Origin of the sequence: Caulobacter sp. AP07 (assembly GCF_000281955.1) — a bacterium.
Classification (GTDB): domain Bacteria; phylum Pseudomonadota; class Alphaproteobacteria; order Caulobacterales; family Caulobacteraceae; genus Caulobacter.
On the sequence record NZ_AKKF01000228.1, the window covers coordinates 22,201 to 36,118 of the forward strand.

Annotated in this window: 15 protein-coding genes; 7 read left to right on the forward strand and 8 right to left on the reverse strand. The window is 70.4% G+C overall.

Annotation, left to right across the window (positions count from 1 at the left end):
- Positions 1 to 8: 8 nt before the first annotated feature.
- From PMI01_RS20455 to PMI01_RS20465, 3 genes are all read right to left on the reverse strand, one after another.
- Positions 9 to 1,787, reverse strand: coding sequence for a heparinase II/III family protein (locus tag PMI01_RS20455; RefSeq protein WP_007673475.1), 1,779 nt, complete (start codon positions 1,785 to 1,787; stop codon positions 9 to 11).
- A 9-nt stretch (positions 1,788 to 1,796) separates the two neighbouring features.
- Positions 1,797 to 2,456 carry a ribulose-phosphate 3-epimerase gene (gene rpe, locus PMI01_RS20460; RefSeq protein WP_035037486.1) on the reverse strand — a complete coding sequence of 220 codons (660 nt, stop codon included), beginning with the start codon at positions 2,454 to 2,456 and terminating at the stop codon, positions 1,797 to 1,799.
- Between the two features lie 102 nt (positions 2,457 to 2,558).
- A complete protein-coding gene (locus PMI01_RS20465; RefSeq protein ID WP_007673479.1) occupies positions 2,559 to 3,839 on the reverse strand; it encodes an RsmB/NOP family class I SAM-dependent RNA methyltransferase in 1,281 nt (426 codons plus the stop codon).
- Between the two features lie 68 nt (positions 3,840 to 3,907).
- Here PMI01_RS20465 and PMI01_RS20470 point away from each other — a divergent pair, with 68 nt between their 5' ends.
- Positions 3,908 to 4,108 (forward strand): DUF1674 domain-containing protein, encoded by a 201-nt coding sequence (locus PMI01_RS20470; RefSeq protein ID WP_007673482.1) that lies wholly within the window; start codon positions 3,908 to 3,910, stop codon positions 4,106 to 4,108.
- Positions 4,109 to 4,252: 144 nt separating this feature from the next.
- Here the strand turns inward: PMI01_RS20470 and pyrF are convergent, their stop codons facing one another.
- Entirely contained in the window at positions 4,253 to 4,942 is a 690-nt protein-coding gene (gene pyrF / locus PMI01_RS20475; protein ID WP_007673485.1) for an orotidine-5'-phosphate decarboxylase, read from the reverse strand.
- 86 nt (positions 4,943 to 5,028) lie between these two features.
- On the opposite strand from pyrF, the gene PMI01_RS20480 reads away from it, so the two are divergent.
- On the forward strand, positions 5,029 to 5,724 hold the full coding sequence (locus PMI01_RS20480; protein ID WP_007673487.1) for a MarC family protein: 696 nt from the start codon (positions 5,029 to 5,031) through the stop codon (positions 5,722 to 5,724).
- Between the two features lie 89 nt (positions 5,725 to 5,813).
- Here the strand turns inward: PMI01_RS20480 and PMI01_RS20485 are convergent, their stop codons facing one another.
- On the reverse strand, positions 5,814 to 6,614 hold the full coding sequence (locus PMI01_RS20485) for an SDR family NAD(P)-dependent oxidoreductase (RefSeq protein ID WP_007673489.1): 801 nt from the start codon (positions 6,612 to 6,614) through the stop codon (positions 5,814 to 5,816).
- Between the two features lie 178 nt (positions 6,615 to 6,792).
- Complete coding sequence (locus PMI01_RS20490; protein ID WP_007673491.1) at positions 6,793 to 7,398, reverse strand: flavodoxin family protein; 606 nt, start codon at positions 7,396 to 7,398, stop codon at positions 6,793 to 6,795.
- Between the two features lie 296 nt (positions 7,399 to 7,694).
- Between PMI01_RS20490 and PMI01_RS27950 the strand changes: the two genes are divergently transcribed.
- Both PMI01_RS27950 and PMI01_RS27955 read left to right on the forward strand, forming a co-directional pair.
- The gene (locus tag PMI01_RS27950) at positions 7,695 to 8,351 is read left to right on the forward strand and encodes an MFS transporter (RefSeq protein ID WP_007673493.1); all 657 of its coding nucleotides are present in this window, start codon (positions 7,695 to 7,697) and stop codon (positions 8,349 to 8,351) included.
- A 21-nt stretch (positions 8,352 to 8,372) separates the two neighbouring features.
- Complete coding sequence (locus PMI01_RS27955) at positions 8,373 to 8,915, forward strand: MFS transporter (protein ID WP_255348044.1); 543 nt, start codon at positions 8,373 to 8,375, stop codon at positions 8,913 to 8,915.
- A 13-nt stretch (positions 8,916 to 8,928) separates the two neighbouring features.
- On the opposite strand, the gene PMI01_RS20500 is transcribed toward PMI01_RS27955, so the two are convergent.
- Together PMI01_RS20500 and PMI01_RS20505 are read right to left on the reverse strand one after the other, a co-directional pair.
- Positions 8,929 to 9,396, reverse strand: coding sequence for a DUF2867 domain-containing protein (locus PMI01_RS20500; protein WP_007673496.1), 468 nt, complete (start codon positions 9,394 to 9,396; stop codon positions 8,929 to 8,931).
- A 13-nt stretch (positions 9,397 to 9,409) separates the two neighbouring features.
- The gene (locus tag PMI01_RS20505; protein ID WP_007673498.1) at positions 9,410 to 9,853 is read right to left on the reverse strand and encodes an Rrf2 family transcriptional regulator; all 444 of its coding nucleotides are present in this window, start codon (positions 9,851 to 9,853) and stop codon (positions 9,410 to 9,412) included.
- Between the two features lie 187 nt (positions 9,854 to 10,040).
- Here PMI01_RS20505 and PMI01_RS20510 point away from each other — a divergent pair, with 187 nt between their 5' ends.
- From PMI01_RS20510 to PMI01_RS20520, 3 genes are all read left to right on the forward strand, one after another.
- Positions 10,041 to 12,017, forward strand: a complete 1,977-nt coding sequence (locus PMI01_RS20510) for a potassium transporter Kup (protein WP_007673500.1) — start codon at positions 10,041 to 10,043, stop codon at positions 12,015 to 12,017.
- Positions 12,018 to 12,380, forward strand: coding sequence for a hypothetical protein (locus tag PMI01_RS20515; protein ID WP_007673502.1), 363 nt, complete (start codon positions 12,018 to 12,020; stop codon positions 12,378 to 12,380).
- A gap of 90 nt (positions 12,381 to 12,470) precedes the next feature.
- A complete protein-coding gene (locus PMI01_RS20520; RefSeq protein ID WP_007673504.1) occupies positions 12,471 to 13,697 on the forward strand; it encodes an argininosuccinate synthase in 1,227 nt (408 codons plus the stop codon).
- The last annotated feature ends 221 nt before the right edge of the window (positions 13,698 to 13,918 follow it).

Consider the following 13,918-nt stretch of genomic DNA (forward strand, 5'->3'; position numbering starts at 1 on the left):
CTTCGCCCCTAGTGATCGGTCGCCCGGGCCAGCTTCCAGCGGATCTTGGCGCCCTTTTCCGGTCGCACCTGGCTCTTCAGCACGATGGTGCCGGCCCGCCGCGCATGGCCGTGGTCGAAGTGGGCCGAGGGCGCGATCGCCACATCGACCGCGTCGTTGCGCAGCCACCAGCCGACGTTGGACGGGCCCTTGATCAGCACGCTCTTGCCGTCGCGGGCCAGGGAGGCGCGGGCGTCGGGGTGGAGGTGGAAGCTGACCATGAACGGCAGGTAGCGGCGCGGGCCGTCCTCGCCGCCGGCGACGATGGGGATCAGGCTGTCCTCGCCGCGCAGCTCGTCGGCCTTGAGGTCGAGGAACAGGCGGCGGGCGTGGGTCAGGCCCAGGCGCTTCCAGCCGTCGTGGACGACGTCCAGCCACACCCCGGTGTCGGCGACGTCGTGGCGCTTGACCTCGACCTGCGTCGCGCCGTCGACCAGCCAGGGGCCCAGCGCCTCGGCCCGCCAGCCCGACAGCGGCCGCCCGGCCGAGCCGTCGCCGACCGACACGGTGGAGGCGGCGTCCGACAGGCGGAAGGCGTTGGCCCCGGTGGCTTCCGGGCTCCAGCCGCAGCTGGTGATCAGCCGGTCCTTGCCGCAGACGATCTCGACGGCGGCCGGCTGGGCGCAGGCGGCGACGCTGAGCACGCGGGTGGCCGGCGGGCCGGCGTCGGCCATCACCTGGATGCTGCCGCCCTGCATCTTCTGGTAGCCGACGTGCGGCGCGCTCTGCGGCGGGCGCGGGCCGTGGTCGTCATGGGCCAGGGCCGCGGCCACCCGGCGCGGCTCCACGGCCTCGCCGCCCTGGAAGGCCGCCAGGTGGCCGTCGGCCAGGGTGAAGAACCGCACCGACGAGGACAGGCGGTCGATGGCCCGGGTCAGGGCCTCGGGCGCGGGCCGGCCGCGCTGGCCCAGGGCGTCGTCCAGGGTCAGCAGGTCGAACAGCAGTTCCAGCCCCGCCTCGGGCGAGCGGCTGGCGTGGCCGCCGTCGGGCAGGACGATGGCGTCGAGCCTGGCCATGACCTTCTTGAGGCCGGCGGCCATCAGCCGGTCGCTGGCCTTGCCGGTCAGGGCGCAGCCGGCGATCGTCGCCACCACGGCGCGCTCCAGCTTGCGGTCCGGCGCGTCCGAGGCCTTGAGCAACTGGCGGGCTCCGCGAGCGATGTCCAGGGCCATGGCCGAGATCTCGGCGTCGGAGGCCTCGGGCGCCAGGGCCTTGGCGGCGCAGGCCAGGTGGAAGGTGCGGCGTTCCAGGCGCTCGCCGCTCCACGAGAACCCGTTCCAGGTCCCGAACACCCGCCGCCAGTCCTGCAGCAGCCGCAGGGCCAGGCGCGATGAGCCGGGGCCGGCCGCCATCAGGTGCGGCAGCCAGTCGAAGCCGTGCAGGGCGATGGCGAATTGCCGGGTGGGGCTGGGCTGGTCGAAGGGGTCGCCGGTCTCGCCCAGGCGCAGCACGCCGCCGTCGAGCACCAGCACGCCCTCCAGCAACTGCCGGCCACGTTCGGCGTCGAGCGGGCGGGGGTCGTGCGGATGGGCGGCCAGGCCGACCGGGCGCGGCCCGGTGATGGTGGCGCGATGCGGCGGTGAGCCGAACCATTCGCGCTCGACATTGCCGCGGATCGAAGCGCCCAGCGCCTTGAGGAACAGGCCCTTGGTGCTCGCCCCGCGACCACGGGGCCAGTCACGCTTTTGGGGGCCGCCGGCGAGGGCGGATGGCTTGCGGACGGAACCTGTCGCGGGAGCCCCCTCCATGCCGCTGGATCAGCCGCCCTTCAGGGCGCGGATGTTGTCGGCATAGGCCGAGGGCCCGCCCTTGAACACCGCCGAGCCGGCGACCAGGGCCGTGGCTCCCGCCGCCACGCACTGTGGCGCGGTGGCCGGGGTGACCCCGCCGTCGACCTCGATGATGATGTCCAGGTCCTGGGCGTCGACCATCCTGCGCAGGGCCTCGACCTTGCGCAGCTGGCCGGGAATGAAGCTCTGGCCGCCGAAGCCGGGATTGACGCTCATCACCAGCAGCAGGTCGACGTCCTCCAGGATCCATTCGACGTGGTCGATGGAGGTCGAGGGGTTGAACACCACCCCGGCCTTGGCCCCTAGCTCGCGGATGCGCTTGAGCGAACGGTGCAGGTGCGGGCCGGCTTCCGGGTGGATGCTCATCAGGTCGGCCCCGGCCGCCCGGAAGGCTTCCAGGTAGGGGTCGGCCGGGCTGATCATCAGGTGGACGTCGAAGGGAATCTTGGCGTGCGGCCGCAGCGCTTTGACGACGTCCGGTCCGATCGTGATGTTGGGCACGAAATGGCCGTCCATCACGTCGACATGCACCCAGTCGGCGCCGGCCGCCTCGATGGCGGCGACTTCCTCGCCCAGCTTGGCGAAGTCGGAGGCGAGGATGGAGGGGGCGATCAGCGGCGCGGTCATGCCCATGGCTTAGCGGGCTTGGGCTCGCGCGACAAGCGAGCCCATTGTCGCGTGGGGGTTTGAGGCGCGCCACACCCCAAGATTGTCATTCCGGAAAGCGGTTTAGACCTTCACGAACCGCGCCGCGAAGAACCCGTCCAGGCCGCCATCGCGGTGGTGCGGCAGGATGCGCAGCGTGCCGCGCGGGGTCAGGCTGGCGGCGGGCGCGCCGCCTTCTTCCGGGGCGATCGGGTCGAGCTTGATGTCCGGTCGGCGGGCCAGGAACGCCTCGACCTGGGCCTCGCCCTCTTCGGGCTCCAGCGAGCAGACGCAATAGACCAGGCGGCCGCCGGGCTTCAGCCGTCCGGCGGCGCTGTCGAGCAGCTTGCCCTGCACGCCGGCCAGGCTGGCGACGTCGCCGGGGCGGGCGGCCCACAGCACGTCGGGATGGCGACGGAAGGTGCCGGTGGCCGAGCAGGGGGCGTCCAGCAGCACGGCGTCGAAGGTCCGGGTGTCCTCCCAGACCCCGGCGTCGGCGGCGATCACCTCGGCCGTCAGCTTCATGCGGGCCAGGTTCTCGGTGACCCGGCCCAGGCGGGCGGGCGAACGGTCGACGGCGACGACCTGGGCGCCGGCCGCGACCATCTGCAGGGTCTTGCCGCCGGGCGCGGCGCAGAGGTCGAGCGCGGTCTCGCCGGGCTGGAGGTTGAGCAGGCGGGCGGGAATGGCGGCGGCGGCGTCCTGGATCCACCAGACGCCGTCCTCGAAGGCCGGCCAGGCCGAGACGTCGCCGCGCCGTTCGGTGCGCAGCGTGCCGCCGGGCAGGATCTCGCCCTCCAGCTCGGCGGCCAGGGCGGCGGCGTCGAAATCGGGTTTCAGCGACAGGTCGGTGGCCGGCTCGAAGCCGATCTGGGCGGCGATGGCGTCGGCGGTGTCGCGACCGAAGGCGCTGACCCAGCGGGCGTAGAGCCACGGCGGGGCCAGGTGCTCGGAGGCGTCCGACAGGCCGCCGTCGCGCAGCAGGCCGCGCAGCACGGCGTTGACCAGGCCCTTGAACGGCCGGCTGGTCTTGTTGGCGGCGGCCAGTTCGACGCTGGTGGCGACGGCGGCGAAGGCCGGCACCTCCAGGAAGAAGGCCTGGGTCGCGCCCAGGCGCAGCAGGTTGCGCACGCGCGGCGGCGGCTCCTTGGCCAGCTTGCCGGCCAGGGCGCGGTCGATGGGCCCCAGATGGCGCAGGGCGGCCATGGCCAGGGCGCGGGCGAAGGCGCGCTCCCGGGGTTCGAGAAAGCGGAAAGCGTTGGCCGAGGCGGCTTCGTCGAGCCCGCCGCGCCGCGACAGGGCCGCTTCGATGAGGGCGAGGGCGCCTTCCCGTGCCGGGAGGCCGTCATTGAGTTCCTGAGTCACCCGCCCGCCGTGCCCCGAGGCGACGGCGAGCGCAAGCCTTTTGGACGAATTGGTGCTAGGAAGCCGTCATGTCCGAGACCGACCTGCCGCCCGGCGCGGCCACCGACAAACCGCTGTCCCCCGCCGCCCGCCGGGCGCTGGAAGAGGCCGCCGCCCGTCACGCCGCTCAACACGCGGCGGCCCTGCCGACCGAGGAAGGCGGCCGCGACGGCCCGGAGCCGACGCGGTTCGGCGACTGGGAGCGCAAGGGCGTGGCGGTGGATTTCTAAATCCTCCCCCTGTGGGGGAGGTGTCGGCGTAGCCGACGGAGGGGGGCGTGTTCGGCCGATGGCCGCGCTCCGGATCGGCGATCGTAAAACTCCCCCCACCGATCGCTTCGCGATCGCCTCCCCCACAGGGGGAGGACCTTGAACCTAAGCCCCCGCCATCTCCGCCACCACCTTCAGCGCCGCTTCGCGCGGGTCGTTGGCCGCGGTGATCGGGCGGCCGCAGACCAGATGGCTGGCGCCGGCCTTCAGGGCGTCGGCCGGGGTGGCGGCGCGGGCCTGGTCGTTCTTGGCCGACCAGAACGGCCGCACGCCCGGCGTCACCACCAGGAAGTCGGGGCCGGCGATCTCGCGGGCCAGGGCGGCTTCCTGCGGCGACGAGACGATGCCGTCGACCCCGCATTCCACCGCCTGGCGGATGCGTCGGGCGACCAGGTCGCGGGCTCCGAACGCGTAGCCCATTTCGATCAGGTCGGCGTCGGTCAGGCTGGTCAGCACGGTGACGGCCAGGATCTTCAGGCTTGAGCCGCCCTTGGCCTTGACGGCCGCCTGCATCACCTGCGGCTCGGCATGGACGGTCAGCAGGTCGCAGCCCGACCCGGCCAGCACCCGGGCCGAGCGCTCGACCGTCGCGCCGATGTCGTGCAGCTTCCAGTCCAGGAACACCTGCTTGCCCTGGGCCTTGAGGTCGCCGGCGAAGGCCATGCCGTCGCTCGCCAGCAGCTCCAGGCCGATCTTGTAGAACGACACCGCGTCGTCCAGGCGCTCGACCATGGCGCGGGCCTCGGCGACGCTGGGCAGGTCGAGCGGGATGATCAGGCGCGGATCGGCGGTCATGGGCGGTTCCCCGGGGTGTGGCGCGCGGCGGCGCTTCACCCTAAGAAGGGTGGGCGGTTTCGCGGATTGAAGGCTGAGGACGTCGAATGAGCCAGGCAGAACTCGCCGTCAACTTCTTCGTGGCCCTGTTCGCCCTGATCGACCCGATCGGCAACGTGCCGCTGTTCGCCGCCGCCACCCTGGGCGCGGCCGCCGCCGGCCGGCGGATCGTGGCGGTCTATATCGGACTGTTCGTCGCCGCCTTCCTGATCTTCTTCTACTTCACCGGCGTTTCCCTGCTGGAGTTCTTCGGCATCTCGATGCCGGCCTTCCGCATCGCCGGCGGCATCATCCTGTTCATCCTGGGCCTGGACATGGTGCGCGACGACTTCACCACCATGTTCGCCGACGCCGCCGAGGGCATCGAGGGCCAGTCGGCGCGGGTCTACGCCAAGCAGCGCTTCGAGCGGCTGATCGTGCCGTTCGCCATGCCGCTGCTGATCGGGCCCGGCGCGATCTCGACGGTGATCATCTATGCCAGCGAAGCCAAAAGCTTCGGCCTGGCGGGGATGGCGGCCGGCGTCGGGGTGATCACCGGCGTGGCCTTCGTCACCGTCGTCACCTTCTGGGCCGCGCCGCTGATCAGCAAGGTGCTGGGCCGGATCGGCATGAGCATCGTGGTGCGGGTGCTGGGCCTGATCCTCTGCGCCCTGGCGGTGCAGTTCGTGATGATCGGGGTCGGGGACGCGACGCGAGGCCTGATCCGGGCGGACGCCAAGGCGCCGTACGCGGAGCATCGGTAGGGGCGGCGGCTGGGGACACACACTCGCCGCATGGCGTTGGTGTGAAGTCCCGGAAGCCTTGGGGGCGAGTGTGTATCCCCCTCCCTGTCCTAGACCTTCCGAAACCGCGACCCCTGGCTGGCCATCAGCGCCAGGGCCCAGTCGTCGGGGATCAGCTTGGCCAGCACCGCGATGGCCTTGTTCGGAGCGCCCGGCACGCAGACCGCGCGGTTGGCCTCGGCGGCCTCGTAGCCGGCGGCGGCGACCTCGTCGGCCCCCAGCCACAGCCAGGTCGGCAGCGACTGGCTGACCTGGGCGCGGGTGCCGTTGACGTCGTGGAACTCCGAATAGGTGAAGCCGGGGCACAGCGCCGAGACATGCACGCCGGTCGCCTGGTTCTCCAGGTGCAGGCTCTGCGAGAACTTGACGAGGAAGCTCTTGGTCGCCGCGTAGAGGGTGTGGCCGGCCGCGCCGGGGGTCAGGCCGGCCAGGGAGGCCACGTTGACGATGCGGCCGTAGCCGCGCTCGACCATGCCCGGCAGCACCTTATGAGTCAGGCCGCAGACCGAGACCAGCAGCACCTGCAGGAAGGCGCTCTGGTCGGCCCAGCTGGTGGCGGCGTAGGTTCCGGGCAGGCCGTAGCCGGCGTTGTTGACCAGGGCGTCGACGACCCGGCCCTGGGCCTCGATCCCGGCCAGCACCGTGTCGACCCCGGCGGGGTCCGACAGGTCGGCGGCGATCGGATAGGCCTCGACCCCGAACCGCAGGCGGATCTCGGCGGCCAGGGCCTCCAGCCGGTCCAGCCGCCGCGCGGTCAGGGCCACGTCATAGCCGTGGCTGGCGTAGATGCGGGCGAAGGCGGCCCCGATGCCGGCGGAGGCGCCGGTGATCAGGGCGAGACGGCGGGCCATGCGGCGTGTGTCCAGACGAAACGGTGAAACTCCGCCGGAGACGAGCACGGCCGGTGATTTGGTTCAAGCGGGCCGAGGGGGAGGGGACGCTGGGGTGAGCGCCCCCTCCGGCGGCGCCGGAGCGCCGCGGGCCCGTCCTTCGGGGCTGGGGGACAGGGAAGGACGGGGATTTCGGTCGTTAGGCCGCTTCGCTGAGCGCCGGCTGGGCGCCGCGCGTCCAGCGCACGGCGGCCTCGGCGACGCGGACGCCGAGCAGGCGGGCGGTCTCGCGGTCGCCGGCCGGCGGGGTGATCTCGGGCGAGGCGTTGTCGGACTGGGCGGCCAGGCCGATGAACGAGCCGACCCGGTTGAGGGTCTCCGGACCGCGTTCGGCGGCGGTCACGCCGGGAGGGGCCAGGCCGAGGTTCACCCAGTTCATGCCGTGCTGGGCCGCCAGGATCGTCAGGCTGGCCAGGGCATGGGCCTTGTCGCCCGAGAAGCTGTGCGAATTGGTGAAGCCGGCCGCCAGCTTGTCCTTCCACGCGCCGGTGAAGAACACCCCGGCGGTGGCGTCGGCGAAGACTTTGAACACGCCGGAGACGTCGCCCATGTAGGTCGGGGTGCCGAACACCACGGCGTCGGCCTGGCTGATCTGCTCGATCAGCGGCGCGAAGTCCTGGGCGGCGCTCTCGATCTTCAGCAGGACCGGGGTCTGGCCGGCGTCGCGGACGCCTTCGGCGACCTTTTCGGCCAGGACGGCGGTGTGGCCGTAACCCGAGTGATAGACGATGGCGACTTTACTCATGACGGATGCCCTGAAAATTGTTGGGTCGTTTCGAAACTGAAACTGTGTCGATTACGTATGCATGACCGACGTCGGCGCCAGAGGATCAGCAACAGCATTTGGTGCAGTTATTCTGCAAGCCGTTGCAGCGCCGGTTGAAGCGGCTTTGGGCGGTGGCCGGGAATTCGCCGCCAATTGCGCCCGCCGCCTTGTGACAACGTTGTCAGCGCCCTATCTAGCGGCTTTGTTTTGCACTGCGGCATAGACCGACCCGCGACGGGCCGGCGCGCGGCGCGCTTGCCCAGGGGCGACAGGACATGACTTCCCACCCGGTGACCGATCCGGTCCCCTCGCCACGGACCTATCCGGTGGCGCTGGTCCTGGCGGCCCTGGCCCTGGGCGGCTTCGCGATCGGCACGACCGAGTTCGCCTCGATGAGCCTGCTGCCCTACTTCGCCGCCAGCCTCGGCGTCGACGCGCCGACCGCCGGTCACGCGATCAGCGCCTACGCCCTGGGCGTGGTGGTCGGGGCCCCGGTGATCGCGGTGGGAGCCGCCCGGATGCCCCGGCGGTTGATCCTGGTCGCCCTGATGGCGGTGTTCGCGGTCGGCAACCTGCTCAGCGCCCTGTCGCCGAGCTTCGGCTGGATGCTGGTGTTCCGGTTCTTCAGCGGCCTGCCGCACGGCGCCTATTTCGGCGTCGCGGCCCTGGTCGCGGCCGGCGTCGCGCCGCCCGAGCGCCGGGCCCGGGCCGTGGCCATGGTGATGATCGGCCTGACCGTGGCGACGATCGTCGGCGTGCCGCTGGCCAACGCCGTGGGCCAGTGGATCGGCTGGCGCTGGGGTTTCGTGATCGTCGCCGTGCTGGCCGCCCTGACCGCCACGGCGGTGTTCCTGTTCGCGCCGCGCGACGCGGCCCATCCCGACGCCAGCCCGCTGCGCGAGCTGGGCGCCCTGGGTCGCGGCCGGGTGTGACTGACCCTGGGCATCGGGGCCATCGGCTTTGGCGGCATGTTCTGCGTCTACACCTACCTGGCCTTGACGATGGCGGAGGTCACCCACGCCTCGCCGGCCGCCCTGCCGCTGGTGCTGGCGGTGTTCGGGGTCGGCATGACGGTGGGCACCCTGGTCTGCGCCTGGGCCGCCGACCGGGCCCAGATGCCGGCGATCGGCGCGGTGCTGCTGTGGAGCGCGGCGTCGCTGGCCCTGTATCCGATGGCGGTGCACAGCCTGTGGACCCTGGTCCCGGTGGTGTTCCTGATCGGCTGCGGCGGCGGGCTGGGCGCGGTGCTGCAGACCCGGCTGATGGACGTGGCCGGCGACGCCCAGACCCTGGCGGCGGCGCTCAACCACTCGGCCTTCAACTTCGCCAACGCCCTGGGCCCGTGGCTGGGCGGCCTGGCCATCGCCGCCGGCTACGGCTGGACCTCGACCGGCTATGTGGGCGCGGCCCTGGCCCTGGGCGGCTTCGCCATCTGGGGGGTGGCGGCGCTGGACGTGCGGCTGGAGCGGCGGCGGACGCTGGCGGCGGCGGAGTAGCCGAGTAGTTCGCCTAGGCCCGAACCTGGTCGAGCATCGCGCGGACGATCAGCCGGTGGAACGGAAGCACCACGGCCAGATAGGCGCGGCCCAGCCGGTTGTGCGTGCGGACCACCGTCGTCGCCGTCACGCGCTGGCCGCCGTCAGCCGGCGCCACGTCGATGAACACGCGGAAATCCAGGTGGTCGTCGTCGAAGCCCATGATCATGCGTTCGGCCGTCTCGCTGACGATCGGGAAGATCCCGATCCGCGCCTGGTCCGACAGGGCGTGAGCGGTCTTGAGGCCGAGGGGCGACACGACGGCGTCCCGCAGCGCCAGGAGCGCGGTCGCCCAGGCCGGCGAGCGTCCGAGCGCGCGTTCGGCGGCCTGGCGGGCGTCCAGGCGCGGGCCGGGCGAGACGACGCTGAAGGCGTCGATGAATTGCGATCCTTCGAGGATTCCGCGCAGGGCGGGCTCGGGCGAGATCGCGTGCGCCCGCATGCCCATCTCGCGACTAGGCCGCGGCCGAGGAGGCGTTCGACGCGCCCGACAGCAGGTCGGCGACCGAAATCAGCGCCAGCCGTTCGGCCACGGCGGTGTCGGCGGCGACCATCGCGCTTCGCACGGCGTCGGGAATCTTCTCGCCCACCGGGCAGCCCTTGACGCCCTTGGGCGCCACGCCGAGGTGGGCGCAGCCGTTCACGGCCCGCAGCACGACGTCCAGGGTGATCTCCTCGGCGGGCTTCAGCAGCCAGGCGCCGCCGTTGGCCCCGGCTCGCGCGCCGATCAGCCCGGCCTTGCCGAGCATGGCGGTCACGCGGCGCACCACCACCGGGTTGGTCGGCACCGAGGCGGCGAGCTCGGCGCTGGCCACGGCGCGGTCCGCCGAGAAGGCGCTCTTGTGCGCCAGATAGGCGAGGGCGTGGGCCGCCACGGGGAATTTCTGACTATCGGACATTTTTCTGTGGCAGGACCCTAGGGGCGTGGCGCGTGCGTTCAACCTAAAAGCATAGTCGGCGAAAAGTATCGTCGGTATCCCGGTTCAGGTGGCGATTGAACCGGAGCGGGATTGGGTGTATCGCGCCCCGCTTGATCGATATGGGGCTCCGCACCGCGATTTGCGAGGGCGACCCCGGAGGGATTGAATGGCTTCCGAAGCCTCTGGCGCACCCGCTCCCACCAGCGCCGCCTCATGTGATGTCCCTCCGCAAGCTGGCCATGACCTGAAAGGGCATAGCTTCCTGGCGCTCGCGGTCGGTTCGGTCGGCGTCGTGTTCGGCGATATCGGCACGAGTCCGCTGTACGCCTTCAAGGAAGCGCTGCACGCCACCGCCAGGGACGGGGTGACCCGTCCCGAGATCCTGGGCGTCGTGTCGCTGGCCCTGTGGGCGCTGATCCTGGTCGTCACGATCAAGTACGTGCTGTTCATCATGCGCGCCGACAACAAGGGCGAGGGCGGGGTGCTGTCGCTGATGGCCCTGGCCCAGCACGCCATCGGCAAGCGCACCACCCTGGTCTTCGTGCTTGGGGTCACCGGGGCGGCGCTGTTCTACGGCGACGCGGTGATCACTCCGGCGATCTCGGTGCTGTCGGCGGTGGAGGGCCTGCGGACCATTCCGATGTTCGAAACCCGCGTCACCACCCAGATGGTGCTGCTGATCGCCACGGTCATGCTGCTGGGCCTGTTCTTCATCCAGAGCCGGGGCACGGCGGTGGTCGGCCGGCTGTTTGGGCCGGTATGCGCCGTCTGGTTCGCGGTGATGTTCGCCCTGGGCGCCTATCACCTGGCCGACAATCCCGGGGTGTTCGCGGCGATCAACCCCTACTACGCCGTGTCCTTCCTGCTGCACCACGGCATGGCCGGCTTCATCGTGCTGGGCGCGGTGTTCCTGACCGTCACCGGCGCCGAGGCCCTGTCGGCCGACATGGGCCATTTCGGGCGCTGGCCGATCCAGGCCGCCTGGTTGTTCTTCGTGCTGCCCTGCCTGGCGGTCAACTATCTGGGCCAGGGCGCCTTCGCCCTGCAGACCCTGGAAACCGCCAACGCCGCCGGCCTGCCGATGCCGGAGCTGAACTGGTTCTTCGAGATGGCCCCGGAATTCCTGCGCCTGCCGCTGGTGTTCCTGGCCGGGGCGGCCACGGTCATCGCCAGCCAGGCGGTGATCACCGGCGCCTTCTCCCTGACCCAGCAGGCCATTCAACTGGGCCTGCTGCCTCGCCAGGACATCAAGCGCACCTCCGAGACCCAGTCGGGCCAGATCTTCGTGCCGCAGCTCAACACCATGCTGCTGGTCGGGGTGCTGGCGATCATGTTCACCTTCCAGACCTCATCGGCCCTGGCCCACGCCTATGGCCTGGCGGTGACCGGCACCATGTGCGTCACCACCTGCATGGCCTTCATCGTCATGCGCCGGCTGTGGAACTGGAAGACCCCGGCCGCCCTGGCCTTCCTGATCCCGTTCATGACCCTGGACCTGACCTTCCTGTCGGCCAACGCCCTGCGGTTCTTCACCGGCGGGTGGCTGCCGGTGCTGATCGGGGCCGTGCTGTTCACGATCATGGCCACCTGGGTGCGCGGCAGCCAGATCCTCACCGAGAAGACCCGCCGCGACAGCGTGCCCCTGGTCGACCTGATGGAGATCCTGCGGGCCCGCGCCCCGCACCGCGCCCCCGGCACGGCGATCTTCCTGACCTCCGACCCCGACATGACCCCGGTCGCCCTGATGCATAACCTCAAGCACAACAAGGTGCTGCACGAGCGCAACGTGGTGCTGACCGTCCGCACGGCCGACACGCCGCGGGTGGCCGAGGAGGACCGGATCCGCACCCAGGCGATCAACGCCGACTTCAAGAAGGTCGAGATCTTCTACGGCTTCATGGAAAGCCCCAACGTGCCCAAGGCCCTGGCCTTGCTGCGCAAGCAGCAGGGGCTGAAGTTCGACATCATGGCCACCAGCTTCTTCCTGGGCCGCCGCTCGATCGTGCCGTCGGCCAATTCGGGCATGCCGCTGTGGCAGGACCGCATCTACATCTTCCTGATGAAGAACGCCGCCAACCCCACCGACTTCTTCAAGATCCCTCCAGGCCGCGTGGTCGAGTTGGGCGCCCAGGTGACGGTCTAGATGAACTATCTCGGCGTCATCGGCGACGTTCTGTGGATTCTGGCGCTGTCGATCATGGCCGGCGCCTCGCGGATGTCGTGGGGCAAGATCGGCAAGGACCTCAAGGTTCCGGTGCTGTGGTCGCCGTCGGGCGCGACGGTGTGGCGAGCCCCGCGCGCGGTGGCGCTGGTGTTCCTGCCGCTCTTCGCCTTCCTGCTCAGCCTGTGGCTGATGCTGGGCAGCCGCAAGCCGATGGGCCTGGAGCTGGCGATCATCCTGCTGTGCGTGCGCGCCACCCTGGCGGCGATCTTCGCGGTGGTCCACCTGGCCCAGATCCGGCGGGCGCTGAACCAGCTGGTCGACGAAGGCCAGATCAAGCTCTGACATCAGAACTTCGCAGGGCGACGTTTCAATGCGGATGAAACCGCGCTAAACGCCCCGCGACTTTGTGTTTCCTCGGAAGGACCCCCGCTCATGGCCACCAAGCCCGTGAAGAAGGTCGTGCTCGCCTATTCGGGCGGTCTCGACACCTCGATCATCCTCAAGTGGCTGCAGACCGAGTATGGGGCCGAGGTCGTCACCTTCACCGCCGATCTCGGCCAGGGCGAGGAGATCGAACCGGCGCGGGCCAAGGCGCTGGCGGCCGGCGTCAAGCCGGAGAACATCTTCATCGAGGACGTGCGCGAGGAGTTCGTCCGCGACTACGTCTTCCCGATGTTCCGGGCCAACACGGTCTATGAGGGCCAGTACCTGCTGGGCACCTCGATCGCCCGCCCGCTGATCGCCAAGAAGCAGATCGAGATCGCCCGCAAGGTTGGCGCCGACGCGGTCAGCCACGGCGCCACCGGCAAGGGCAATGACCAGGTCCGCTTCGAGCTGGGCTACTACGCGCTCGAGCCCGACATCCACGTGATCGCCCCTTGGCGCGAATGGGACTTCAAGTCCCGCGAGGCCCTGCTGGAATTCGCTGAAAAGCATCAGATCCAGATCGCCAAGGACAAGCGCGGCGAGGCTCCGTTCAGCGTCGACGCCAACCTTCTGCACTCCTCGTCCGAGGGCAAGGTGCTGGAAGATCCGGCCGTCGAGGCCCCGGAATTCGTGCACATGCGCACGATCGCCCCGGAAGACGCGCCGGATAAGCCGCACGTCTTCACCATCGACTTCGAACGCGGCGACGCGGTCGCCATCGACGGCGTCGCCATGTCGCCGGCCACGATCCTGACCAAGCTCAACGAACTGGGCCACGACAACGGCGTCGGTCGCCTGGACCTGGTCGAGAACCGCTTCGTCGGCATGAAGTCGCGCGGTGTCTACGAGACCCCGGGCGGCACGATCCTGCTGGCCGCCCACCGCGGCATCGAGTCGATCACCCTGGATCGCGGCGCGATGCACCTGAAGGACGAGCTGATGCCGAAATACGCATCGCTCGTTTACAATGGCTTCTGGTTCGCCCCCGAGCGCGAGATGCTGCAGGCGGCCATCGACTACAGCCAGGCCAAGGTCACCGGCCAGGTACGGGTCAAGCTCTACAAGGGCAACGTCACGATCATCGGCCGCGAGAGCCCCTACAGCCTCTACGACCAGGACCTGGTCACCTTCGAGGAAGGCAAGGTCGCCTACGATCACCGCGACGCCGGCGGCTTCATCAAGCTCAACGCCCTGCGCCTGCGCGTGCTGGCCAAGCGCGACAAGCGCGGCTAGGGCTGAGGCCCGCCTTCGGGCCGGATCGGATATGGAAAACCCCGCCGGCGACGGCGGGGTTTTTTGTTGGGCCTGCTGCGGCCCAAGTCGGACGTTCGAACGGTCAGCTCTTGAAATCCAAAACCACCTCGTCCCTCCCCCTTGTGGGGAGGGTGGCCCGCGTAGCGGGTCGGGTGGGGGATCGGTGCAGGGCGTTTGAGCGGCGGTGAAGCCCCACCCAC

Excerpts from the sequence above, each read along its gene's own strand:
- PMI01_RS20520 (WP_007673504.1), top strand. The coding sequence starts at position 12,471 with ATGGCCACCAAGCCCGTGAAGAAGGTCGTGCTCGCCTATTCGGGCGGT.
- PMI01_RS20490 (WP_007673491.1), bottom strand. The coding sequence starts at position 7,398 with ATGAGTAAAGTCGCCATCGTCTATCACTCGGGTTACGGCCACACCGCC.
- pyrF (WP_007673485.1), bottom strand. The coding sequence starts at position 4,942 with ATGACCGCCGATCCGCGCCTGATCATCCCGCTCGACCTGCCCAGCGTC.
- PMI01_RS20505 (WP_007673498.1), bottom strand. The coding sequence starts at position 9,853 with ATGTCCGATAGTCAGAAATTCCCCGTGGCGGCCCACGCCCTCGCCTAT.
- PMI01_RS20480 (WP_007673487.1), top strand. The coding sequence starts at position 5,029 with ATGAGCCAGGCAGAACTCGCCGTCAACTTCTTCGTGGCCCTGTTCGCC.
- PMI01_RS20485 (WP_007673489.1), bottom strand. The coding sequence starts at position 6,614 with ATGGCCCGCCGTCTCGCCCTGATCACCGGCGCCTCCGCCGGCATCGGG.
- PMI01_RS20510 (WP_007673500.1), top strand. The coding sequence starts at position 10,041 with ATGGCTTCCGAAGCCTCTGGCGCACCCGCTCCCACCAGCGCCGCCTCA.
- rpe (WP_035037486.1), bottom strand. The coding sequence starts at position 2,456 with ATGACCGCGCCGCTGATCGCCCCCTCCATCCTCGCCTCCGACTTCGCC.
- PMI01_RS27950 (WP_007673493.1), top strand. The coding sequence starts at position 7,695 with ATGACTTCCCACCCGGTGACCGATCCGGTCCCCTCGCCACGGACCTAT.
- PMI01_RS20470 (WP_007673482.1), top strand. The coding sequence starts at position 3,908 with ATGTCCGAGACCGACCTGCCGCCCGGCGCGGCCACCGACAAACCGCTG.
- PMI01_RS20500 (WP_007673496.1), bottom strand. The coding sequence starts at position 9,396 with ATGCGGGCGCACGCGATCTCGCCCGAGCCCGCCCTGCGCGGAATCCTC.
- PMI01_RS20455 (WP_007673475.1), bottom strand. The coding sequence starts at position 1,787 with ATGGAGGGGGCTCCCGCGACAGGTTCCGTCCGCAAGCCATCCGCCCTC.
- PMI01_RS20515 (WP_007673502.1), top strand. The coding sequence starts at position 12,018 with ATGAACTATCTCGGCGTCATCGGCGACGTTCTGTGGATTCTGGCGCTG.